Genomic DNA, 22,283 nt, shown 5'->3' on the forward strand with positions numbered 1-22,283 from the left:
GGCCGAAACGTCAGGGAATGGTTTGCAGCCCGTAACCAGTTCGCCATAATGTTCGGCGAGCGCTTCGACGCTTGAGTATCCCAAACCGCATGGGCCGGGACAGATACACAGAGTTCAGGACACTCCCAGAAGATGATTTTCCGTAGATGTCTCCTGCATGGTGCGACCATTGCCTCTCTGTGTCTGTGCCAGACGGCAGTTGCAGCAGAGAGTAACGAAGACAGCGCGGGAGCCGCGCCTGAAGTTAGGTCTGTGACTCGATCCATGACCTTAGCCGAGGCAAGTGAGCTTGCTCTTCAGACTCTACAGCATGGAGATGTCGAAACGGCGGTCGGTCTGGGGCGACAAGTGCTTCAATTTAACCCCAACGACACGGATGCGTTGTTCGTAGTGGCCACAGCCGAACTCCAGCTTGGCAACTATCATGCCTCGCGTATTGCAGCAGCACGGGCCTATCGCACCAGCGATGATCCCCGCGAGCGTTTAAGGGCGGCCCAGCTTGCTGCAACCGCTGCAATTCAAAACAACCACCCAACCTTGTCGCAGCTTTGGCTGCGCCGTGCGGCAACCAACACCTCCAATGCAGGTGACATCCAACGGATCGCCGCCGACTATGCACGGCTGCGTAAAATGAACCCCCTCAGCTTTCGCCTAACTGGCAGCGTGACGCCCTCAAACAACGTCAACAACGGTGCAAACAGCTCGGAATTGCATATAGACGGCGTGCCAACTGTCGGTGATTTGAGCAGCAGCGCCCAAGCACTGCCTGGCACCCTCGCCACCACGGACGTCGAAATTGGATATCGTATCGCAGAGTCCGAAACCGGCATCACCACAATCGGCGCTCGGATGTATGTCAAACGGGTTTCACTATCATCCAGATCCAAAGAGATCGCCAAAGACCTGAGTGACGCAGATTTGGACACGACCTATTTAAACCTCTCGATGGATAGGAAATTTCTTTGGGGAAGACCGGGTAACACCGCTTCGGTGGGGGCCTCTTTGGGCCGAGTATGGGCTGGTAATGACCATTATTATGATTTGCTAAATGTGCGCGGGACACGGTCTTTCAAACTTGGCGATCGCGCGCGTCTGAACTTCGGTGCTTCTCTAGAGGGACGCCAATTAAACCGCAGCTTCGGTCATAACCAGACACTTGCATCGCTGACCATGCAATTGAACCGCGAATTGTCGTGGGGAGATTCTCTGGGACTGTCGTTTTCTTTTGCCGATGTGCGGACACAAGACGTCAACCAGCGGCGATTGTCGTCAGGTGTATATGCATCATATCAGTTTGCTAAGGCTTGGGGGCCGGCTCAAGTCACTGCGTCACTTGCCGTCGAAAAAACCGCTTATCGCGATTATCAGATCGGATGGATCGCGGTACCTGGCGGACGCCAAGACCTATTGCTCTCTGGTGATCTCTCTTTCTTCTTCAAGGACTACACTTATGCGGGCTTCGCCCCTGCAGTACGACTACACGCGGGGCGACGCCAAAGTAATGTCAGCCGCTTCGATAGTGACGAAATTTCTGTGAGCTTCGAAATCAGATCAATTTTTTAGGGGGTGTCTGCAAAAGGTGTTGGTCTGCGGTGTGGCACATTGCTCCCATCTCGACGAACCGGTTGGAACGGTCGCTTCCCAGCAAATCTGATCTGGACAGGTGCTGCGATAGCACCCGCAGTCATGCCCAGATCGACGTAACGACTATGATCCAGCCCAAAAACACTCCGATTTTCAGGGCATAGACCTTCCAAGGATCATCGGTGGCTGTTTTTCCGGTGACGTATCGGAAAAAGTACCCAGAAACGGTGCTGTCAGCGCCATAGTGACGCTTCCACTTCTGGAAGCCAAGAACTCCAAACCCCATCAGAGGCAGTAGGAGTACAGCAATCCATCCAATAAAAACAATGACTTTCAACTCAAGCCCCCACTCTTTCAAATCCATTCAAACGCCTGCTTCAAACGTAGCAGGCAATTGCTTAGCAGTTCTTCATGATACGTGCAGCATCAGTCCAAATGGGCCCCAAGCCGACCAACACGATTTGCGGACACTCCCATTTTTTAACCTCTAAGACCAATCCATATTGACGACCGGATCCAGCTCTTTCCATACGGGACGCGCCAAGGTGCACGGCAGGTTGCTGAAGGGCAATTGTTCGAGTTGTTATGCTCTGACACAAGACGAAATTATGGCGTGTCTGTTTCCTTTGGATCAAGAACGCGCAGCAACTCAAACTTCCAAAAATGGGAAATAAAATGAAAATCCTTCAATTGACTCTTTTTTTTGATCGCAATGATTAGCCCCGCCACCGCCTTTAGTTATGTGTCATCCGAGGGGCACGAATACAGCCGTTCGTGCAACGCTGATGGCTATGTCTTGGCGTCTCGCTATCCGGTAACGTGGATGGTCGGCAGTGGTGCAAACGCCTTGCCAAAGTCGGGTATTGAGACGCTATATTTGGGCAAAAGCTGTGACGCCTACAGCAAGCTGTTTGGGGCAGGAAAATGGTGCTGGGCCAATGGCGGCTTTCTGGTGGAATTTGGTACTGCGAGCCTCGGATTTCCCCGCCAAGAGCTTTACTGCGCATCAAACGAAACTCTTGGGCAGCAATGCGTTTGCCAATAATATTCAGCACTGCTTGTGGTGGTGCCGCCGTGACCGCCGCGCCTTGCACATCGCCCTGACGCGGCCCGCAAGTTGATCAGACTCGTATGGCCCTCATACTGCTGACGTGGCGCTTAATGTCGCGCCCGTCAAATTCAAACGCGCAGTACAAATCCGTTTTCGTGATTACAGCGGAATTCATCGCGCGAAGCGTCCGATTCGCTTGGTGCGGAATCGCAACAAAAGGTTCGGCTCTCTTGTGCTCCCAAAGTGCTTTCACAGGGTTTATGCGAGCAAAATGCGCCAATCAAGAAGCTTGATCGTGCCTTTAATTTTTAAGGGATTTCATTGGTTGCGGGGGTAGGATTGGAACCTACGACCTTCAGGTTATGAGATTTAGTCAACGCACATTCGTTGCATCCCTTGCGATGGTATTGATCGAACTCAAGAAAAGCTATCGCATAGATAAGGCCACACCGATTGAGCCTTCTGGTTGCATGTTCGCTCCCGCGACTTGGCGCGGCAAAAAAGGCCATGCGGCTCTGGCTCTTTATGAGGAGAGATTGCCGCCCACTTAATTCATATCAACAGGCAGCTCTTGCGACCGTTGCGGCTTGGCAACAAATGATTCCATGCATGTTGCTTCCGCCATGCTTCCGGCGAGCAGAAGCAGCAATAGATTTCGAAGGGGCACGGTCTTTAATTTATTGTTTTAAAACAATAAAATGGCGATCCCTGAAGGACTCGAACCCTCAACCTGCTGATTAGAAGTCAGCTGCTCTATCCAGTTGAGCTAAGGGACCGCAGAGTGCCTAGATGCGACAGATTGCGCGGGCGTGCAAGTTTAGATCGCGCGGGTCAGGTAGACTGAATTCGGATCTTCGCGATAGCTGCCAAACGGCGGGCAGTCCTGAAAGCCTGCGCGCAGATACAGGATGCGGGCGGCCTCAAACGAAGGTTGCGTGCCGGTTTCTAGGCTGAGGCGGGTGATCCCGTCAGCACGGGCCTGCGCGATCAGATGGTCAAGCATCTGCCGCGCAAGACCGCGCCCGCGCGTCTCGGCCAGAACATGCATCGACTTGATCTCGCCGTGATCGGGAGCAAAGCGTTTATAGGCGCCCATCCCGATCACCGCCGATCCTTCGCGCATCACGAAAAACGCAATGTCGGGGGCGGCCAGCGCCTCGGGTGGCATCATATGGATCGATTCAGGGGGCGTATCGGCATGCATCGCTGCGTGGTGGCGCGCATGTAGCGTGGCCAAATCCGGGTGCAGCGGCGACTCGCGGGTGATCGTGATCATGACGTCTCTTTCCTTCCAACGCGCCGTTAGGCCCCCTGCCCCGCCGCCCAACCCGAGGCCCAAGCCCATTGGAAATTATACCCGCCAAGCCAGCCCGTAACATCCACAACTTCGCCGATGAAATACAGCCCCGGAACGCTGCGCGATTGCAGGGTTTTTGCATCCAGATCGGTGGTATCAACGCCGCCCAGCGTGACTTCGGCGGTGCGGTAGCCTTCCGACCCCACAGGGCGCACCTGCCAGCGATGCACCCGCTCGGCGATCTTGGCCAGCGCGGTGTTGGGCTGATCGGCAAGACGCCCCGTCAGCCCGGTATCGGCGACGATATACTGCGCCAGCTTGTCTGGCATGTGACGCGCCAGCGCGTTGTGCAGCGCTTGTTTCCCGGTGCTGGCGCGCTGCTCGGCCAGATCGGCGGCAATATCGCGCCCCGGCATCAGGTCGACTTCGATCGCATCGCCTTCGCGCCAATAGCTGGAGATTTGCAGGATCGCAGGCCCAGACAGCCCGCGATGGGTGAACAAAAGCGCCTCGTCAAAGCCGATCTTGCCATGCCCGACGCGCGCCTCCAGCGCGATGCCCGACAGCGGCGCTGAACGTGCCAAATCCTGTTCGGCAAAGGTCAGGGGCACCAGCGCGGGGCGGGTCTCGATCAGGCCCAGTCCGAAATCGCGCGCGATCTGATAGCCGATGCCGGTCGCGCCCATTTTGGGAATCGACTTGCCGCCCGTCGCGACGATCACCGATTGCGCCGCAATCGGCCCCGCGCTGGTAGCGACGCTGAACCCATCGGCAGTGCGACTCACGCCCTCGACGCTCACTTGCAAGCGCAACTCTGCGCCCGCCGCGCGCAGATCGCGCACCAGCAGATCGACCACCTGCGTCGCCTTACCATCACAAAACAGCTGACCAAGATGCTTTTCATGCCAAGCGATTCCCGCCGCGTCGATCCGGGCAATAAAATCATCGGGCGTGTAGCGCGACAGCGCCGAGAGCGCGAAGCGCGGATTGGCCGACAAAAACCGCTGCATAGCATTTTGCCGCGTCAAAGCGCGATTGGTGAAATTGCACCGCCCGCCCCCCGAGATGCGAATCTTCTCGCCCGGCGCGCGCGCATGATCGAGCACGATAACACGGCGCCCACGCCGCCCCGCCTCGATCGCTGCCATAAGGCCTGCGGCCCCTGCACCCAGAATGACAACATCAGTGGTTTCCATGCCAGCCACTTGCCCGAGCCCGCGATCACACGCAATCGAAATTTGCACGATTTTTCCCTTGCAGCGCCGCAACTCCTTAGCTAGAAACCGCGCCAAGTTGGGATGTAGCCAAGTGGTAAGGCAACTGTTTTTGGTACAGTGTACCGTAGGTTCGAATCCTACCATCCCAGCCAACTTCCTTCAGAACGGCCAGACCTTTTCCTGACTTCGCGATCTCGGGACGCGTAGCTAGGGGCGCTGACTACGGATTTTGAATCGCCGGACGCTGGAGCGTTTCTAGGGGCAGAGCACGCTCCCAGCGGGCTTGAATTTGCAGCCCGAGCCGATGAAACCGACCGTCGCAACCCCCAAGACACCACCGATCCACGCGAAAAACCACCACCATCCTCAGCAGAAAATGGCGCGTGAACGCCTGATTGCGCTGCGCTTCGGCTTTAGGTGCACGCGGGACAAAAGTGCTGATGTCGTTAGGGCCGGGGATTTCGATAGAAAAGCGATCGATTTGCATATCGGCCTGAGACAACGGATTTGGGCCGAGGAGCGGACGCGGCCCTTCCTATTTGCGCAGCGCGTCTAAGCCTTGGCGCAGCGATTCCTCTAGCCCGGCCTGTTCCAAGGATTGGCGCAGCCGCAGATTATACCCTCCTGGAGTGGAAAGCGCTTCAAGCGTCTCGCGGCAGGGGCCCGCCTGCAAGTTCGCGCCAATCAGCGCGCGCAAAAAGGATTCGCCCTGCGCGCGTTCAACCCCCTGACGTTCCAGCCAATCTGCAGTCGATGCGATCATCAAGAGCGCGGGGGACAGCACGGCTTGGGCGCAAAGATAGGCATTCAGTTCACCGACGCTTTGCAGCGCAAAGACGTGGTTGGCGGGGCTGAATATCTCGCGCACGAGGGCGACATCGCCCAAGGTCAAAATCGGCGATCCTCCCTGTGCGATGGCTGGAAAGGGCAGCATGATCGCTGCGGCCTTTGCCGGGGCAACCCGCGTGGCGATCTCGTCCAAAGGCATCTCGGCAATGAACGAAATCACCCGCTGGCCTTTGCGAAACCGCAGACTCGCCAGAACGGCGGGGGCGTGGGCGGCAAGAAGGCCCAGAAACACGATATCGCTGCGATCTATGACGTCTTGATTGGCCGCAACGCTAACGCAATCGAACGCCTGCGACAGGCGGGCCGCATGCGTTCGGCTGCGTTCGGACACGGTGATTTGATGGCGCTCTGGGGCGAGGCCGGTGACGATCGCCGCTGCAATCGTTCCAGTGCCGATAAAACCGAGTTTCATGTCAGATCGTCCTCCAATGAGCGCGCCGCCCATGCCCGGTCAGGCACGGGGAGGTCTTGGCGCAGGTGATGCGCGATTTGGGCGTATTGCGAGGCCATCGGGCTCGATTTGCGCCAAACAAGGCCAATCGTGCGCTTTGGACGGGGCGCGGGCAGACGCGCGACGGAAACCTCTGCCGCGCGCATCTCGTTGCGCACCGCCATCTCGGGGATCAAGGTAATCCCGATTCCCGCACCGACCATCTGCACCAGCGTGCTGAGCGAGCTGCCCTCCATCAAGTCCTGCGGACCCAGCCGCGAGGGTTTGCAAAAGGACAGGGCCTGATCGCGAAAACAATGGCCCTCTTCAAGCAAAAGCAACCGCATCTCCAGCAGGCCCTCGCGGCTGGGCACCGGTTTGTCGGCATCTGCGCGCGCGCGCACCAGCGCGAATTCCTCGTCAAACAAGGGTTCTTCGTGCAAGGTGATCTCGGAGACCGGCAAGGCGACGATAGCAATATCCATGCGCCCCTCGCTGAGGTCGCGGATCAAGGTCTGCGTGATCGCCTCGCGCGGGTGGATATCAAGATCGCGATAGCGCGCGCCCAAGGCGCGGATCACATCGGGCAACAGATAGGGCGCGATGGTGGGAATCACGCCGATGCGCAGCCGCCCGCTGAGCGGGCCATGCGCCACGCGCGCCAATTCGGCCAATTCATCGACCGAGCGCAAAATCGCGCGGGCCCGATCCGCCAGCGCCGCGCCAAGGCTCGTCAGCCGGATCTGGCGCGCCCCACGTTCCACAAGGGGGGCTCCAAGAATCTCCTCCAACTCCTTGATCTGCACCGAAAGCGCGGGCTGCGAGATGGCGCAGGACTCTGCCGCGCGACCGAAATGGCCATGGCACGCGAGCGCCTCGAAATAGCGCAAATGCTTCATCGTCAGGGGCGCCATAAGCTCACGTTATCTCAACAATTAGTAAATCTAAATTTTCTTAATGACAAACACTGCTACATTCCAAGCAGAATCTTGGCACGCCCCAGCGGTTTTGGCCGCCCCCGTCAGAGTTTCAGAGGGGGCAAAAGGACCGCCAGCATGCCCGGCATCTTTGCAAATGGAGCGCGATTATGGACGGAAATGATGTGAACACGGCGGGCAAATGTCCTGTGATGCATGGCTCGAACACCGAAACGGGCACGGGCGTGATGGATTGGTGGCCCAAGTCGCTCAACCTCGACATTTTGCACCAGCATGACACCAAGACCGACCCGCTGGGGCGCGAATTCAACTATGCCGAGTCGGTGGAAACGCTTGATTACGACGCGCTCAAGAAAGACATGCACGCGCTTTTCACCGACAGTCAGGAGTGGTGGCCCGCGGATTGGGGCCATTACGGCGGGTTGATGATCCGTCTGGCGTGGCACGCGGCGGGGTCGTATCGACTGGCCGACGGGCGTGGTGGCGCGGGTACTGGCAACCAGCGATTTGCGCCGCTCAATTCGTGGCCCGATAACGCAAGCCTTGATAAGGCGCGCCGCTTGCTCTGGCCGCTCAAAAAGAAATACGGTCACAAGATCAGCTGGGCCGATCTGATCATCTTCGCGGGCAATGAGGCCTATGAAAGCCTCGGGCTCAAGACCTTTGGCTTTGGCTTTGGTCGCCAAGACATCTGGCATCCCGAGACCGACACCTATTGGGGTGCCGAAAAGGAATGGCTCGCGCCCTCAGACGAACGCTATGAGGATGTGGATGCGCCTGCGACGATGGAAAACCCCTTGGCCGCGGTGCAGATGGGTCTGATCTATGTGAACCCCGAAGGCGTGAACGGCGTGCCCGACCCGATGAAGACGGCCGCGCAAGTGCGCGAGACCTTCTTGCGCATGGCGATGAATGATGAGGAAACCGTGGCGCTGACAGCGGGCGGGCATACGGTCGGCAAATGCCACGGCAATGGCGATGCGAGCAAGCTGGGGCCAGAACCCGAGGCGGCGGATGTCGCCCAGCAAGGTCTGGGCTGGTTCAACCCCGAGATGGGGGGCAAAGCGAGCAACGCCATCACCGGCGGCCCGGAAGGGGCGTGGACCACCAACCCGCTGGAATTCGACATGGGCTATTTCGACATGCTGTTCGGGCATGACTGGGAACTCACGCAAAGCCCCGCAGGTGCCAAGCAGTGGAAGCCCGTCAACATCGCCGAAGCCGACATGCCGGTCGACGCCACGGACCCGACTCAGCGCCGGATGCCGATGATGTCCGATGCCGATATGGCGATGAAAGTGGACCCGATCTACAACGCGATTTGCCAAAAATTCATGGCCGATCCCGCGTATTTCAAGGACACGTTCGCGCGCGCTTGGTTCAAGCTCACACACCGCGACATGGGCCCGAAGGCGCGCTACATCGGGCCATGGGTGCCCTCGGAAGATCTGATCTGGCAAGATCCGGTCCCGGCAGGTGCGACCGATTGGGACGTCGCCGCGGTCAAGGCAAAGATCGCGGCCAGCGGTTTGGGCGGGGCCGATCTGATCGCGACCGCATGGGATAGCGCACGCACCTATCGCGGCTCGGATATGCGGGGCGGTGCCAATGGCGCGCGCATCCGCCTGGCACCGCAAAAGGACTGGGAGGGCAATGAGCCCGCGCGTCTGGCCAAGGTTCTGGCCGTACTGGAGCCGATTGCGGTGCAGGCCGGGGCCTCGCTGGCGGATGTGATCGTACTGGCAGGCAATGTCGGGCTGGAGCAAGCGATCAAGGCCGCAGGCTTTGACATCGCCGTGCCCTTCACGCCCGGTCGCGGTGACGCCAGCGATGAGATGACCGACGCTGACAGCTTCGACGCGCTCGAACCGCTGGCCGATGGGTTCCGCAACTGGCTCAAGAAGGACTACATCGTCAGCCCCGAAGAGATGATGCTGGATCGCGCGCAACTCATGGGCCTCACCGCGCCGGAAATGACGGTGCTGGTGGGCGGCATGCGGGTGCTGGGCACCAATCACGGCAGCAGCGATCACGGCGTGTTTACGGATCGCAAAGGCCAACTGACGACCGATTTCTTCGTCAACCTGACCGATATGGACAATAGCTGGCATCCGGTTTCGGACGGCAGCTATGAGATCCGCGATCGCAAGACCGACGCGGTGAAGTGGACCGCAAGCCGCATTGATCTGGTCTTCGGGTCGAACGCGATCCTGCGCGCCTATGCCGAGGTCTATGCCCAAGACGACAGCGCCGAGAAATTCGTGCGCGACTTTGTGGCGGCGTGGAACAAGGTGATGATGGCGGATCGTTTCGATCTGGCGGCCTAAGCCCCCTCACCCGCACAGGTGAGTGAAACTCAAAGCGGCGCGCGGCACCCCTGCCCCGCGCCGTTTCTTATCGCGAGCGACCTAAGCCCAAGCGTTTGTTCCGCGCGGCTTTGCAGGCGCGGTCGAGAAACGCCACCAACTCGCCCGAATAGGGACGCAGAGTTTCGCGCAGATCATGATCGCCCGGAATGGCCAAAAGCTGCGCGGCAGGCTGGGCCGCTTGCAGGCGTAGTGCGTCGGCAAACGCCACGGTGGTGTCGTCACGCCCATGCACCAAAAGCAACGGGCAGCGGACTTGGGTCACGGTGTTGATCGGCGCGATCTCATCAAAGCGCGCGCCGATCACGCGCTCAACATGGCGCAGGACGTATTGGCCGATCACCGCAAACGGGATGTGATATTGCGCCATCCAAGCGCGCATCACCTCGCGCGGATGGGCAAAGGCGGACAGGCTGATCACCGCGCAGACATCATCCTTGCGCGCGGCATGCAGCAACACCGCCCCCGCCCCCACCGAATGCCCCAGCAAGGCGATGGCATCGGGGGCAATCTCGGGGCGGGTGCGCAGATAGGCCAGCCCTGCGGCGATATCCTCGGCAAAGCGCGGCATCGAGGTAAAGCGATCATCATCGCTTTGCCCATGACAGCGCGCATCGACAAACAGCACCGCATAGCCCGCCGCGTGCAGCGGCGGCGCGATCTGCAGCATCATCGACGCATTCGCCCCCCAGCCATGCATCACCAGCACCGCCGGATGAGGCCCGGGCGTGGCGGGCATCACCAGCCACGCGAACAGGGATTTCCCTCTCGGTCCGGGCAGACGAATCTCTTGCACAGTCTCGCGCGGCAAATCCAGATCGGCGGGGGTGATATCATGGGCAAGCCGGGGCGCTTCCAACCCGCGCAGAAGCGCCAGATGCACCAGCCAACGCGCGCCCAAAGCGACGACAAGCGCAAGCGCCAGATAGGTCAGGATCGCTACTGTCACGGGTATCACCAATCGCGAAGGGGGGACGGTGGCCTTGATCTATGGGGCGTGCGTGTGCCGAGCAAGGCAGCAAGGCGCATGGGTGACAACAGGACGCGGGCAGGCGCTATGTCAGCTGAGCGCATCCTTGATGCGATAATGCAGCAGCGCCAGTGGCAGCGACAGGCGGCGCAAGGGGCCAAGTTCAAACCGCTGCGGGCTGCGCTGAAAGAAGTTCGGCAGATCGGTCGGCTGACCCAGCGCAAGCCGCGCCATCTGATCGCCGCTCCACGAGCCCATCGCCACGCCATTGCCGTGATAGGCGAAGGCGCCGTAAACGCGTTCGCCCTGCCCCAGCGCCCCCACAAACGGCACCAGATCGCGCGCCAGACAAACAAGGCCCGACCAGAAATGCGACGTCTCAACGCCCTGCCATGCGGGAAACATCGCATCAAAATGGGCGCGCGTGGCGGTGCGATGGGCACGCTGGCTGGCATCGCTCCAGCGCACCGCACCGCGCATCCCGAACAGCATTCGCCGATCTGGCATCAAGCGGAAATAATGCAGCAGGTTGCGGGAATCATAAGCCATCAGATCGCTCGACCAGCCCTGCGCGGCGATCTCATTCTCGCTGAGCGGGCGCGTCACGATCACCGAGGATTGCAGCGGCAGGTACCGCGACCGCATCCAGCGCGGCAACGTATCCGAGGAATAGCCGTTGGTCGCCATCAGCAGATGACGCGCGCGCAAGCGGCCATGCGCGGTGTGCAGCACATGAAACTCACCCTCGCGCGTGATCGAGTGCACCGCACTGTCAGCATGGATGCGCCCGCCGCGATCTTGCACCGCCCGCGCCAGCCCCAACGCATATTTGCGCGGGTTGAGCGCGAAACCCAGATCAAGACGCAAGCCGCCATGCATTCCTTGCGCGTTCAGCCCCATACTCGCCAGATCGCCGGGCCCGATCAGATCGGCTTGAACGCCGTAAGTCGCGCTGATTTGCGCGGCCTCGGCGCGCATCTGCGCAAACACCTTCGGGCTATGGGCGAGTTGCAATTCGCCTTCGGAATGGCGATCCACCGATAGGCCAAGCGTCGCGATGCGATCTGAGACCTGCTCAATCGCGGCGCGTTCGGCGGCATGAAACTTGGCGGCCTCAGCCGCGCCGTAGCGGGTTCGGATCTGCGCGCTGCTGGCCTTGGCCCCGCCGATACAGCAAAACCCGCCATTGCGCCCCGACGCGCCCCAGCCCGGCGGGTGGGCATCGAGAACGGCGACCTCTGCGCCCGCCTCAGACAGCCGCAGCGCCGCGGACAGCCCGGTAAAGCCTGCGCCGATCACGGCGAACTCGACGCTGCTTTCCCCTTCAAAACGCGGATATTGCGCGGGGTCTGGCGCGGTCTGCACCCAAAAGCAGCCCTCAAGCGACTTGGCCGCATAGGCTGCGGGTTCATAGATCCGCCCCGCGATTGACGGCTCGCTCACACCCGTTCGCCCTCTTGCTCTTCGCGTTGCTGCTTGAGAATCGCGCGTTTGGACACCAGCGACGCCCCGACCACACCGACCGCCACCACCGTGATCATCAGCGTCGAAAGCGCGTTGATCTCGGGCGAGACGCCAAGGCGCACCGCTGAGAATATCTTGATTGGCAAGGTGGTCGAGGACGGGCCGGTGGTGAAGGACGCGATCACCAGATCATCAAGCGACAGCGTGAAGGCCAGCAACCAACCCGACACCACGGCGGGCAGAATGATGGGCAGCGTCACCAGCCGGAACGTGGTGAAGGACGAAGCCCCCAGATCCATCGAGGCCTCTTCAAGCGAGCGATCAAAGGTTAGCAGCCGCGACGACACCACGACAGAAACATAGCACATCGAGAACGTAGTATGCGCCAGCATGATCGTGAAAATACCGCGATCCAACCCGATAGCGATAAACAGCAACAGCAGCGACAGACCGGTGATCACATCGGGCATCACGAGGGGCGCATAGATCATGCCCGAAAACAGCGTGCGCCCCGGAAACCGCCCCGCGCGCACCAGCGTGATCGCCGCCATCGTGCCCAGCACCGTGGCCAGCGTCGAGGAACTGACCGCCACCTTGAGCGTCACCCAAGCCGCATCAAGGAAGGGCTGATCATGCATCAGCGCGACATACCATTTCGTCGAAAATCCGGCCCAGACCGTCACCAGTTTCGAGGCGTTGAAACTGTAGAAAATCAAGATCAGCATCGGCAAATAGAGGAACGCAAAGCCAAGCGATAGCGAGGTGACGTTGAACCAACTCAGGCGTTTGTTCATGACTCTGCCTCCTGCTGCTTTTGCTGATTGCGCTGGAACAGGACGATGGGCACGATCAAGATCACCAGCAGCACCACCGCCACCGCCGAGGCCACGGGCCAGTCGCGGTTCGAGAAGAACTCATCCCACAGCACCTTGCCGATCATCAGCGTTTTCGACCCGCCCAGAAGCTGTGGGATCACATATTCGCCAAGCGCCGGGATGAAGACGAGAAAGCAGCCCGCAATCACGCCGGGGCGCGACATCGGAAGCGTCACCAGCCAAAAGGCCGACAGCCGCGAGGCCCCCAGATCGATCGCCGCCTCATTGAGCGATTCATCCATTTTATCCAGCGCGGCATAGATCGGCAGGATCATGAAGGGCAGATAAGTATAAACGATGCCGATATAGACCGCCTTGGGCGTGTTCATGATGTGCAGGGGTTTGGAAATCACCCCGAGCCACATCAGAAACTGGTTGAGCAGCCCCTCATCGGCCAAAATTCCCATCCACGCATAAACGCGGATCAAGAACGAGGTCCAGAACGGCAGAATGATCAGCATCAGCAGCGTCGGGCGCCATTCATCGGGCACGCGCGCCATGCCATAGGCGATTGGATAGGCGACGATCAGGGTGAACAGCGTCGAAAGCGCCGCGATTTGCAGGCTCGACAGATAGGCTTTCCAATACAGATCGTCCTGCGTGAGGAACGTGAAATTATCAAAGCTGAGCTGGCTGAGGAAATCTTTGAACCCCGCCCAGCCCTGCGCCAGATCAAATGTCGGCGAGTAAGGCGGGATCGCGATCGCCGTGGTCGAAAGCGAGATTTTCACCACGATCAGGAAGGGCACCAGAAACAGCGCCACCAGCCACAGATAGGGCACGGCGATCAGCATGATGCGACGCAGATTCATCCCGTTCCCTCCCTTAATTCGTCAACACGATGCCAGCGGTGCGCGTCCAGCTTAGCCAGACCTCGTCCTCCCAGGTGAAGGCGCGCCGCTCAAGTCTGCGCGCATTGGTCATCGTCGCCGAGATCACCTTGCCGCTGGCCAGTTCCACCCGATAGGTCGAGATATTGCCCAGATAGGCGATGTCGATGATCTTGCCGAAGGCGTGGTTGGCGCGGTCGGGATCTGGCTTATGACTGACGGTGATCTTCTCGGGGCGGATTGCGTAAAACACTCGCGCGCCCTCGGTCACCGGGGTGGTGGCAACCGCATGCACCGGGTCTTGGCCCTCGGCATAGGCGATACTCACCGCGCCTTCGGGACCGCTTTTATCGACCGAGGCATTGCCCTCGATAATATTCACATCGCCAATGAAATCAGCGACATAGACCGAATTTGGCTGTTCATAAATATCGGCAGGGGTCGCGATTTGCATGATCACGCCCGCATTCATCACCGCGACGCGCGAGGCGACGGTCATCGCCTCTTCCTGATCATGGGTGACAATCACAAAGGTCGTGCCGGTGCGTTCCTGAATATCCATCAGTTCAAACTGAGTGTCCTGACGCAGCTTTTTGTCCAGCGCGCCCAGCGGCTCATCCAGAAGCAACAGCTTGGGGGCCTTGGCCAAGGATCGCGCCAGCGCCACGCGCTGACGTTGCCCGCCCGAAATCTGGTGCGGCTTGCGGCGCGCGAATTTCTCGAGCCGGGTGAGGCGCAGCATCTCGGCGACACGTTCCTCGATACGCTCTTTGGAGGCCCCTTCGCGTTTCAGACCGAAGGCGATATTTTCCCAGACCGAGAGATGGGGAAACAGCGCGTAGCTTTGGAACATCATGTTCACGGCGCGCTTGTTGGGCGGCACTTGCGCCACATCCTGCCCGTCGATGGTGATCTTGCCCTCGGTAGGCGTTTCGAACCCGGCCAGCATGCGCATCAGGGTCGTCTTGCCACAGCCTGAAGGGCCAAGCAGCGCGAAGAATTCTTTCTCGTAGATATTGAGATCGATATTATCGATGGCGGTGAAATCGCCGAACCGTTTGGTGATCGAGCGACATTGGATCAGCGGCTTGGCCTTTGGGTCGTTCCAAGGGTCAAAAACGATTTGCGGCTTTGCCTGCGCCATGCGTGCCTCGAAGTCTTAAAGGGAAACGAAAACCGCGCCGGGAGTTGCCCCGGCGCGGATGGTCATCACATCAAATCAGGTGCCCGATTTGATCTTGGTCCACAGGCGCGTCACGATCCGCTGCACTTTCGGCGGATAGGCCGTGACCGTGTAGAGATTGTCCATTGTCGCCGCGTCCGGGTAGATCGCCTGATCGTCCAGAACGGATTTATCCAGATATTTCTGCGATTCCAGATTGCCGTTGGCGTAGTTCACGTAGTTCGACGCGGCGGCAACGTTTTTCGGGTCCATGATGAAGTTGAGGAACTTCAGCGCGCCTTCCGGATTGGGCGCATCGGCCGGGATCGCCATCTGGTCAAACCACATCAGCGCCCCCTCTTTGGGGATGTGATAGGCGATGTGAACACCGTTATCAGCCTCATCAGCGCGATCACGCGCCTGTAGAATGTCACCCGACCAGCCGAAGGCCACGCAGATATCGCCATTGGCGAGCGAGTTGATATATTCCGAGCTGTTGAATTTCTGCACATAGGGGCGGACAGCCTCTAGCACGGGCTCGGCCTTGGCGATCACCGCCGGATCTTTGGAGTTCGGATCTTCGCCCAGATAACGCAGCGCGGCCGGGATCATCTCGGTCGGAGCATCCAGCATCATCACACCGCATTTCTGCAGCTTTTCGATGTTCTTGGGATCGAAAATCAATGCAAGGCTGTCAACCGGCGCATCGTCGCCCAGCGCGGCTTTGACCTTGTCGACATTGATGCCAAGCCCGGTCGTGCCCCACATATAGTTGATCGAATAGGCGTTGCCGGGGTCATATTGTGCGGTGCGATCTTTGATCTTGTCCCAAAGGTATTTCGCATTGGGCAGCTTGGAATAGTCGAGCTTTTGGAACACGCCCGCCTGAATCTGGCGCTCGATAAACGAGCCGGTGGGCACAACCACATCATAGCCCGAATTGCCCGACAGCAGTTTGGTTTCCAGCACCTCGTTGGAATCAAACACGTCATAGATCAGCTTGATGCCGGTCTCGTCTTCGAACTTCTTCAGCAGCGACTCGTCGATATAGTCGGACCAGTTGTAAACGTGCACTTCTTCAGCGCTGACAGCAGTGGCGCAAACTGCAAGAAGAGCGGCCGGTAGGAGCGATTTGAACATTTTCATTCCCTGTTGGTTGTTCTTTACATGACAGCCTTGCGGTATTATTTGATCAAATCAAGTATCTTTCTACGTCATGTTCCATTCTTGCCCGGTGGTGTCCCGTTTTTTCAAGGAACATGATGCGAATTCGGGCAATCGGAAAAGGCGAGGATGACAGGTGACCAGTATCGAGGTGGAAAAGCGTCCTGCTCATCTGAACATCTACAGCGCATTGCGCAATATGATTCTGTGCGGCGATCTTGCGCCCGGTCAGCCAGTCACCATTCAAGGTCTCGCGGAAGTTCTGGGCGGTTCCACCACCCCGGTGCGTGAGGCGATCCGGCGGCTGACTTCGGAAGGGGCGTTGCACTTTCAGGGCAATCGACGGGTCTCGGTGCCCGTGCTGACCCTGCCCCAGATCGACGAGCTACGCTTTGCGCGCGTCGCGCTGGAGCCGGAATTGGTCCGAATGGCATCGAAAAACGTAACAGCTTCGTTGATTTCCGAGCTTTGCACGATCGACACGACGTTGGATGTCGCGATCGAGCGGGGCGATGTGAAAAGCTATCTGCAAATGAACTACCGCTTTCACATGACCCTCTATCGCGCCGCGCAATCGGATATCTTGCTATCGGCGGTGAACAGTTTCTGGCTGCGCTCTTCGCCCTCGCTGCGCGTGATTTGCGGCCGCTTTGGCACCCAGCATCTACCCGACAAGCATCAGGAAACGATCGCCGCGCTGCGTGCAGGCGATAGCGATGCAGCGGCACAAGCGATCGCGCAGGATATCGCGCAGGGCATGGATAATATCCGCGCCGTTTTACTCAATCCCAATGGCACTATCGCACCCGGCGCGCTCAAGGTTTCTTGACCTCGCAAATTTGATCATATTATGTGAAAGCAGATTGCAGGCAAGCGCGGTGGCGAGTCGCCCGCGCCCGCCTGCCCCCACCCCTATCAAAGGATGCCCTCATGTCGGAAAATCATCTGCCCACCGCCGAACTGCAAGCGCTAGACGCCGCCCACCACATGCATCCTTTCACCGATGGCGATGAGTTGAACGCCAAGGGCGCGCGCATCATCACGCGTGCGCAAGGGGTCTATCTGACCGATAGCGACGGCATCGAAATCCTCGACGGGATGGCCGGGCTGTGGTGCGTCAATATCGGCTACGGACGCGAAGAAATGGCCGAGGTGGCCGCGCGCCAGATGCGCCAACTGTCGTTCTACAATACATTCTTCCAAACCAGCCACCCGCCCGCGATTCATCTGGCCGCCAAGCTGGCCGAAATCGTGCCGGGCGATCTGAACCATGTGTTCTTCAACGGTTCGGGGTCCGATTCCAACGACACCAACCTGCGCATGGTGCGGGTCTATTGGGCGCTCAAGGGCAAGCCGGAAAAGACCGTCGTGATTTCGCGCTGGAACGGCTATCACGGCTCGACGATGGGGGCGGCCAGCCTTGGTGGCATGAAGGGGATGCACAAGCAGGGTGGCCTGCCGATTCCGGGCATCGTGCATATCAACCAGCCCGACTGGTGGTCTGAGGGCGGCGATATGACTCCCGAAGAGTTCGGTCTGATGCGCGCCCGCGAGCTTGAGGAAAAGATTCTCGAAATCGGCGAAGATAAGGTCGCCGCCTTTATCGCCGAACCCGTGCAGGGCGCGGGCGGCGTGATCATTCCCCCCGACAGCTACTGGCCCGAAATCCGCCGCATCCTTGATAAATATGGCATCCTGTTCATCGCCGACGAGGTGATCTGCGGCTTTGGGCGCACCGGGAATTGGTTTGGCAGCCAGACCTTTGATCTGCGCCCTGACATAATGACCATCGCCAAGGGCCTCTCCTCGGGCTATCTCCCGATTGGCGGCTCGATGGTCTCTGATGAGGTCGCCAGCGTGATCAATAGCGACGAGTTCGCCCATGGCTACACCTATTCCGCCCATCCGGTTGCCGCAGCCGTTGCGCTGGAAAACCTGCGCATTCTGGAAGACGAGAAGATCATCGACACGGTGCGCGCCGATACCGGCCCTTATTTGAAGGCGAAATGGGAGGCGCTGACCAATCATCCGATGGTGGGCGAGGCCAAGATCGTGGGCATGATGGCCTCTATCGCGCTGACGCCAGACAAGGCGAGCCGCGCGAAATTTGCCGCCAAAGAGGGCACCGTCGGGTTGATCTGCCGCGAGCGCTGTTTTGCCAATAACCTGGTGATGCGCCATGTCGGGGATCGCATGATCATCTCGCCGCCGCTGGTGATCTCGCGCGGCGAAATCGACCTTCTGATCGAGCGCGCGCGCAAGGCGCTGGATGAGACCTATGAGAAGGTGAAAGCGCAAGGCATGTGGGAGGTCGCGCAGGCCTGAGCTTTGGAGCTCTCTTGAAACAGGAACCGCGCGCCCGTCATTTTCGGCGCGCGGTTTTCATTTGGCCTCAGCCACCGATCAGCAGCAGCAGACCCAGCCCGAGCACCACCAACAGCACCAGCGACAGCGTCACCGTCGCAATCACCCGCGGCCCCGCCGCTGCCACCGCACGCGCATCCACCCCCAGCCCCAGCGCCGCCATCGCAATCACCGTAAAGACCGAGGCGGCGTGATCCATCGGCGCGAGTGCAGCCTGCGGGATCGCCCCGAACGAGCGCAGCGCAATCATCGCCAGAAAGCCCAAGATAAAGAGCGGCGGCATAAAGCCTTTGCGCGCAGGCGCTTGCTCCACATCCGAGGCATCACGCACCCGGCGTCCTTCAGCCGGCAGGCCCGCCGCAAGCAGCGACAGCACCACCGTGATCGGCCCCAGCATCAGCACGCGCACCAGCTTTACCAGCGTGCCGATCTGAATGGCCGCAGTTCCCATCGGCGCGGCTGCCGCCAGCACCTGAGGCACGGCATAGACCGTCAGACCCGAAAGAATCCCGTAGTGAAAAGCGGGCATGTGCAGCGCCGCCCCCAAAAACGGCAGGCCCAGCACGACCGCTACCCCCAACACTGCGGTAAACGCGATGGAGGCGCTGACATCATCGCTATCGGCCTCAATCACCGGGGCGACAGCGGCAATCGCGGAATTGCCGCAAATCCCGTTGCCACAGGCAATCAGCAGCGCCATCCGCGCAGGCAACCCAAAGGCGCGCCCCAGCAGGTAAGACCCCGGCACCACAAGCGCCACCACCGCGACAATCCCAATCAGCAATTCGGGCCCGACCGCCAGCAACGTCTGCGCGCTCACCGAGGCCCCGAGCAGCACGATCGCGATTTCCAGCACCGTCTTGGCGGAAAAGCGGATGCCGGCGCTGAACTGCGTACCCGGCGCCCAAAGCGTGCGCAGCACTGCACCAAACAGGATCGCCAGCACCAGCGGCTCCAGCCACTGCGCGCGAAAGAGCACGCTCTCAACCTGCCCCCCGAGCACCGCCAAGGCCCCAACGCCCGCGCTCAGCACAACACCGGGCGCCAGCTTGCGCATCTGCGCATTGGGGTGGCGCAGGGCTTGGGGCATGCAAAGTTCGAGAGCCATCGGAGCGGTCCTTTGTCAAAACAGGTGTCTTGCTTGGTGAGACCTTAATTGCGCCGCGCCAATCATTGTTCAAACAAAATGTTTTTGTTATTATGATCGTATTTCTCGATCAATGAGGTCGCGATGACCCCCGAACAGCTCCGAGTCTTTGTCACCGTCGCCGAGATGGAGCACATGACCCGCGCCGCGCAGGTCTTAAACATGACGCAATCGACAGCGTCGGCAGCGATTGCCGCGCTTGAAAATCGCCATGAGGTCAAGCTGTTTGACCGGGTCGGGCGTGGGATTGCCTTGACCCAAGAGGGGCGCGCCTTCCTGCCCGAAGCGCGCGCGGTGTTGGCTCAGATTGCCGAGGCCGAGGCCGCGTTGGCCGAAACACGGGGGCTGGCACGCGGCCATATCCGGATGATCGCAAGCCAGACGATTGCTGGCTATTGGCTGCCCCCCCATCTTGCGGCGTTTCGCGTGCGCTTTCCCGGCATCACCTTTACGCTTGATATCGGCAATAGCGAGGAGGCGGGCGCGCAGCTGCGCGCGGGCGGCTATGATCTGGCCTTCGTCGAGGGGCATATCGACGAGGCGCAATTGGTGCGCCGTCAGGTCGGGGCGGATCGGATGCGGCTTGTGAGCGCGCACCCGCCGCCCGAACAGCCGGTGCGCCAAACGAGCCTTGCCGCGCAGCCTTGGGTGCTGCGCGAAGCGGGCTCGGGCACGCGCTCAAACGCACAGGCCGCGATGACGGGGTTGGGGGTGCCGCCCGACGTGGTCGAGGCGGCGCTGGTCCTGCCCTCAAACGAGGCGGTGATGAGTGCGGTGGAGGCTGGTGCGGGGCTCACGATTCTATCGGCCCATGTCATCGCGCGCTCACTCGCGACGGGGGCGCTGCATGACTGGGGTGTGACGTTGCCGCCGCGCGCCTTTTACGCGCTGCGCCATCGCGATCACCATGTCAGCCGGGCGATGCGCGCCTTTATCGATCACCTTGAGGCGAATCCCCCCTAGGCCTGCAGGCGCGACCCATCGACGTGAGACTGAGAGAGCGCAGGTGCCTGCATCAGAGCTTTCAGCTTGGCCTCGATCTCGGCGGGATGTGCGGGTTTGGGGCAAATCACAGCCCCCGGGTAGCGTTCGAGCAATTCGTCCGGATTGGCATGACCGGAATGAAACACCAGCCTCACCCCCGCATCGCGCAGCCGATCGGCCAAAGCATAAACCTCCCCATCTGCGAGCATCACATCAAGCACCGCCGCGTCGGGCAGCTCTTGGGCGATCTGGGACATAGCCGCGCGCAAGGTGGCACAGGGGCCAAGAACGAGCGCTCCAAAATCTTCAAACATCAATTGCAGATCAAGGGCCACGACCGCCTCATCCTCGGCGATCAGCACTTTGCAGCGCCCGCAGTCATTCGCGGTATCTTTTTGGCACGTCACTGTCAAAGCCTGTCCTGTTTTTACCACCCCGGAAGCCTATTGTTGAACTTTTGCGCCCTCAATGTGCACGCAAATCGTTAACAAACGGTGTCCCAGACAAGTATCTATTCTGAATGCTCTGTTCGTCGAACGCCGATGTATAGAACGCGTTCCCTCAAATCGTCACTTTTTTGTCATCTGTGACATTAGGTCCCACATAGCCCGGCCTGTTTGGCGTGCGCATCCCGGCTTGGCGCAGACGCAAACCAGCCAGCCGCCGCCCGATTACAAGCGCGCGGGGGAACATATCAGGTAAGAGAGAGATGGTACCGCCTCCCCGGCTTGAACGGGGGACCTCTGGATCCACAATCCAGCGCTCTAACCAACTGAGCTAAGGCGGCACTGGCGGCGGGGATAGACCGGGCGCGCGCGGAATGCAAGCCCGCTTTGACAGGAAATTGGACGCAGGGCTTGCGGGACGGCGCACACAGCGTTACCTGAGCTTTCCGTTCCGCAGACGAGGAGAATCCGCATGGGCATCGACAAAGAAAGCGACATCGCCGCCAATATTCAGATCGGGCCGACCTCATTGGGGATGGTACGGCTGTATGTTGAGGCGGATGGCATTGAATTGCCACTGGATTTCGACCCCGACGAGGCCGATGAAATCGCCGAAGAACTGCAAGCCGCCGCGCAAGCCGCGCGCGAGATGAACAGCAAGGGCAAACCCGGCAAGCGCTAAAGCATGCCGATCCCCGGATCGCACAAACGCTGCAATCGCCTTGCGCTGGCACGGGCAAAATCCAGCGTGATGACGCGACGCCGAGCGGGGGCGAGTTTGTGAAACGGCGCCTCGCGGATCATCTCGCCGCCATAGCCATCGGCGATGAACAGCCCTGTGCCCTCGGGCAACAGATCGGTCGGGAAATCGCCATCGACCGCCCAGAAATAGCGATCACACCACTCAAGATAGCCCTGCCATTTCTTGTCGGCGCGAAAATCTGCGCGGCTTGATTTGCACTCGACGATCCAGATTTCGCCCTTATGGCCCAGCGCCATCAGATCGGCGCGCAGGCGGGGGCGCAGCTTCATCTCGGGCAGGCTGTCATAGCGCAGATCGGCCAAAGCGCGCGCCATCCCCCGGGCCAGAACCTGACCCGGCGCAAGATCGGAAAGGGGTGTCTGCAGCATCATCCCACCAAGAT

The 22,283-nt window shown here is 59.9% G+C and carries 21 protein-coding genes and 3 tRNA genes; 8 read left to right on the top strand and 16 right to left on the bottom strand.

Going from position 1 to position 22,283, the window contains the following annotated elements:
- Positions 1 to 264: 264 nt before the first annotated feature.
- Entirely contained in the window at positions 265 to 1,563 is a 1,299-nt protein-coding gene (locus QZ571_RS09745; RefSeq protein WP_295533923.1) for a surface lipoprotein assembly modifier, read from the top strand.
- Positions 1,564 to 1,684: 121 nt separating this feature from the next.
- Here the strand turns inward: QZ571_RS09745 and QZ571_RS09750 are convergent, their stop codons facing one another.
- The 4 genes from QZ571_RS09750 to QZ571_RS09765 all read right to left on the bottom strand — a co-directional run bounded on the left by QZ571_RS09750 (position 1,685) and on the right by QZ571_RS09765 (position 5,137).
- Positions 1,685 to 1,948: a hypothetical protein gene (locus tag QZ571_RS09750; RefSeq protein WP_295533925.1), complete on the bottom strand. Its 264-nt coding sequence runs from the start codon at positions 1,946 to 1,948 to the stop codon at positions 1,685 to 1,687.
- Between the two features lie 1,386 nt (positions 1,949 to 3,334).
- A tRNA-Arg gene (locus QZ571_RS09755) sits at positions 3,335 to 3,411 on the bottom strand.
- A 41-nt stretch (positions 3,412 to 3,452) separates the two neighbouring features.
- On the bottom strand, positions 3,453 to 3,911 hold the full coding sequence (locus QZ571_RS09760; RefSeq protein ID WP_295533928.1) for a GNAT family N-acetyltransferase: 459 nt from the start codon (positions 3,909 to 3,911) through the stop codon (positions 3,453 to 3,455).
- Between the two features lie 26 nt (positions 3,912 to 3,937).
- Complete coding sequence (locus QZ571_RS09765; RefSeq protein WP_295534046.1) at positions 3,938 to 5,137, bottom strand: NAD(P)/FAD-dependent oxidoreductase; 1,200 nt, start codon at positions 5,135 to 5,137, stop codon at positions 3,938 to 3,940.
- A gap of 89 nt (positions 5,138 to 5,226) precedes the next feature.
- Here QZ571_RS09765 and QZ571_RS09770 point away from each other — a divergent pair.
- Together QZ571_RS09770 and QZ571_RS09775 are read left to right on the top strand one after the other, a co-directional pair.
- A tRNA-Gln gene (locus QZ571_RS09770) sits at positions 5,227 to 5,301 on the top strand.
- 152 nt (positions 5,302 to 5,453) lie between these two features.
- Entirely contained in the window at positions 5,454 to 5,705 is a 252-nt protein-coding gene (locus tag QZ571_RS09775; RefSeq protein WP_295533929.1) for a hypothetical protein, read from the top strand.
- Here QZ571_RS09775 and QZ571_RS09780 read toward each other — a convergent pair.
- Together QZ571_RS09780 and QZ571_RS09785 are read right to left on the bottom strand one after the other, a co-directional pair.
- Positions 5,685 to 6,410, bottom strand: coding sequence for an NAD(P)-binding domain-containing protein (locus tag QZ571_RS09780; RefSeq protein ID WP_295533930.1), 726 nt, complete (start codon positions 6,408 to 6,410; stop codon positions 5,685 to 5,687). The two genes, QZ571_RS09775 and QZ571_RS09780, sit on opposite strands and share 21 nt — an antisense overlap.
- Positions 6,407 to 7,342 carry a LysR substrate-binding domain-containing protein gene (locus tag QZ571_RS09785; protein ID WP_295533932.1) on the bottom strand — a complete coding sequence of 312 codons (936 nt, stop codon included), beginning with the start codon at positions 7,340 to 7,342 and terminating at the stop codon, positions 6,407 to 6,409. The genes QZ571_RS09780 and QZ571_RS09785 overlap by 4 nt, the downstream gene beginning before the upstream one ends.
- Positions 7,343 to 7,515: 173 nt before the next feature.
- Here QZ571_RS09785 and katG point away from each other — a divergent pair, with 173 nt between their 5' ends.
- Entirely contained in the window at positions 7,516 to 9,693 is a 2,178-nt protein-coding gene (katG, locus tag QZ571_RS09790; protein WP_295533934.1) for a catalase/peroxidase HPI, read from the top strand.
- Positions 9,694 to 9,760: 67 nt separating this feature from the next.
- On the opposite strand, the gene QZ571_RS09795 is transcribed toward katG, so the two are convergent.
- The 6 genes from QZ571_RS09795 to QZ571_RS09820 form a co-directional block, all read right to left on the bottom strand.
- Positions 9,761 to 10,681 (bottom strand): alpha/beta fold hydrolase, encoded by a 921-nt coding sequence (locus QZ571_RS09795; protein WP_295533936.1) that lies wholly within the window; start codon positions 10,679 to 10,681, stop codon positions 9,761 to 9,763.
- 111 nt (positions 10,682 to 10,792) lie between these two features.
- A complete protein-coding gene (locus QZ571_RS09800) occupies positions 10,793 to 12,145 on the bottom strand; it encodes an FAD-binding oxidoreductase (protein WP_295533937.1) in 1,353 nt (450 codons plus the stop codon).
- A complete protein-coding gene (locus QZ571_RS09805) occupies positions 12,142 to 12,960 on the bottom strand; it encodes an ABC transporter permease (protein WP_295533939.1) in 819 nt (272 codons plus the stop codon). The genes QZ571_RS09800 and QZ571_RS09805 overlap by 4 nt, the downstream gene beginning before the upstream one ends.
- A complete protein-coding gene (locus QZ571_RS09810; RefSeq protein WP_295534047.1) occupies positions 12,957 to 13,847 on the bottom strand; it encodes an ABC transporter permease subunit in 891 nt (296 codons plus the stop codon). Before QZ571_RS09810 ends, QZ571_RS09805 begins: the two co-directional genes overlap by 4 nt.
- A gap of 19 nt (positions 13,848 to 13,866) precedes the next feature.
- Positions 13,867 to 15,015, bottom strand: coding sequence for an ABC transporter ATP-binding protein (locus tag QZ571_RS09815; RefSeq protein WP_295533941.1), 1,149 nt, complete (start codon positions 15,013 to 15,015; stop codon positions 13,867 to 13,869).
- Positions 15,016 to 15,090: 75 nt separating this feature from the next.
- The gene (locus tag QZ571_RS09820) at positions 15,091 to 16,173 is read right to left on the bottom strand and encodes a polyamine ABC transporter substrate-binding protein (protein ID WP_295533943.1); all 1,083 of its coding nucleotides are present in this window, start codon (positions 16,171 to 16,173) and stop codon (positions 15,091 to 15,093) included.
- A gap of 160 nt (positions 16,174 to 16,333) precedes the next feature.
- Here QZ571_RS09820 and QZ571_RS09825 point away from each other — a divergent pair, with 160 nt between their 5' ends.
- Positions 16,334 to 17,026 (top strand): GntR family transcriptional regulator, encoded by a 693-nt coding sequence (locus QZ571_RS09825; protein ID WP_295533945.1) that lies wholly within the window; start codon positions 16,334 to 16,336, stop codon positions 17,024 to 17,026.
- A gap of 101 nt (positions 17,027 to 17,127) precedes the next feature.
- On the top strand, positions 17,128 to 18,522 hold the full coding sequence (locus tag QZ571_RS09830) for an aspartate aminotransferase family protein (RefSeq protein WP_295533946.1): 1,395 nt from the start codon (positions 17,128 to 17,130) through the stop codon (positions 18,520 to 18,522).
- Positions 18,523 to 18,589: 67 nt separating this feature from the next.
- On the opposite strand, the gene QZ571_RS09835 is transcribed toward QZ571_RS09830, so the two are convergent.
- Positions 18,590 to 19,669: a putative sulfate exporter family transporter gene (locus tag QZ571_RS09835; RefSeq protein ID WP_295533949.1), complete on the bottom strand. Its 1,080-nt coding sequence runs from the start codon at positions 19,667 to 19,669 to the stop codon at positions 18,590 to 18,592.
- A gap of 123 nt (positions 19,670 to 19,792) precedes the next feature.
- Between QZ571_RS09835 and QZ571_RS09840 the strand changes: the two genes are divergently transcribed.
- A complete protein-coding gene (locus QZ571_RS09840; RefSeq protein WP_295533951.1) occupies positions 19,793 to 20,671 on the top strand; it encodes a LysR family transcriptional regulator in 879 nt (292 codons plus the stop codon).
- On the opposite strand, the gene QZ571_RS09845 is transcribed toward QZ571_RS09840, so the two are convergent.
- A complete protein-coding gene (locus QZ571_RS09845) occupies positions 20,668 to 21,099 on the bottom strand; it encodes a response regulator (protein ID WP_295534049.1) in 432 nt (143 codons plus the stop codon). The genes QZ571_RS09840 and QZ571_RS09845 overlap by 4 nt on opposite strands.
- A gap of 303 nt (positions 21,100 to 21,402) precedes the next feature.
- Positions 21,403 to 21,479, bottom strand: a tRNA-His gene (locus QZ571_RS09850).
- A gap of 131 nt (positions 21,480 to 21,610) precedes the next feature.
- Between QZ571_RS09850 and QZ571_RS09855 the strand changes: the two genes are divergently transcribed.
- Positions 21,611 to 21,820, top strand: coding sequence for a DUF6324 family protein (locus QZ571_RS09855; protein ID WP_295533953.1), 210 nt, complete (start codon positions 21,611 to 21,613; stop codon positions 21,818 to 21,820).
- Here the strand turns inward: QZ571_RS09855 and QZ571_RS09860 are convergent.
- Positions 21,817 to 22,269, bottom strand: a complete 453-nt coding sequence (locus QZ571_RS09860) for an MmcB family DNA repair protein (RefSeq protein ID WP_295533955.1) — start codon at positions 22,267 to 22,269, stop codon at positions 21,817 to 21,819. The genes QZ571_RS09855 and QZ571_RS09860 overlap by 4 nt on opposite strands.
- Positions 22,270 to 22,283 lie beyond the last annotated feature (14 nt).

It is taken from the genome of uncultured Thioclava sp. (assembly GCF_913064665.1).
Lineage (GTDB): Bacteria > Pseudomonadota > Alphaproteobacteria > Rhodobacterales > Rhodobacteraceae > Thioclava > Thioclava arctica.

Bases quoted from the DNA above. Each gene is read 5' to 3' on its own strand.
- QZ571_RS09745 (WP_295533923.1), top strand. From the start codon at position 265: ATGACCTTAGCCGAGGCAAGTGAGCTTGCTCTTCAGACTCTACAGCAT.
- QZ571_RS09750 (WP_295533925.1), bottom strand. From the start codon at position 1,948: ATGGATTTGAAAGAGTGGGGGCTTGAGTTGAAAGTCATTGTTTTTATT.
- QZ571_RS09760 (WP_295533928.1), bottom strand. From the start codon at position 3,911: ATGATCACGATCACCCGCGAGTCGCCGCTGCACCCGGATTTGGCCACG.
- QZ571_RS09775 (WP_295533929.1), top strand. From the start codon at position 5,454: ATGAAACCGACCGTCGCAACCCCCAAGACACCACCGATCCACGCGAAA.
- QZ571_RS09780 (WP_295533930.1), bottom strand. From the start codon at position 6,410: ATGAAACTCGGTTTTATCGGCACTGGAACGATTGCAGCGGCGATCGTC.
- QZ571_RS09785 (WP_295533932.1), bottom strand. From the start codon at position 7,342: ATGGCGCCCCTGACGATGAAGCATTTGCGCTATTTCGAGGCGCTCGCG.
- katG (WP_295533934.1), top strand. From the start codon at position 7,516: ATGGACGGAAATGATGTGAACACGGCGGGCAAATGTCCTGTGATGCAT.
- QZ571_RS09805 (WP_295533939.1), bottom strand. From the start codon at position 12,960: ATGAACAAACGCCTGAGTTGGTTCAACGTCACCTCGCTATCGCTTGGC.
- QZ571_RS09815 (WP_295533941.1), bottom strand. From the start codon at position 15,015: ATGGCGCAGGCAAAGCCGCAAATCGTTTTTGACCCTTGGAACGACCCA.
- QZ571_RS09820 (WP_295533943.1), bottom strand. From the start codon at position 16,173: ATGTTCAAATCGCTCCTACCGGCCGCTCTTCTTGCAGTTTGCGCCACT.
- QZ571_RS09830 (WP_295533946.1), top strand. From the start codon at position 17,128: ATGTCGGAAAATCATCTGCCCACCGCCGAACTGCAAGCGCTAGACGCC.
- QZ571_RS09835 (WP_295533949.1), bottom strand. From the start codon at position 19,669: ATGGCTCTCGAACTTTGCATGCCCCAAGCCCTGCGCCACCCCAATGCG.
- QZ571_RS09840 (WP_295533951.1), top strand. From the start codon at position 19,793: ATGACCCCCGAACAGCTCCGAGTCTTTGTCACCGTCGCCGAGATGGAG.
- QZ571_RS09855 (WP_295533953.1), top strand. From the start codon at position 21,611: ATGGGCATCGACAAAGAAAGCGACATCGCCGCCAATATTCAGATCGGG.
- QZ571_RS09860 (WP_295533955.1), bottom strand. From the start codon at position 22,269: ATGCTGCAGACACCCCTTTCCGATCTTGCGCCGGGTCAGGTTCTGGCC.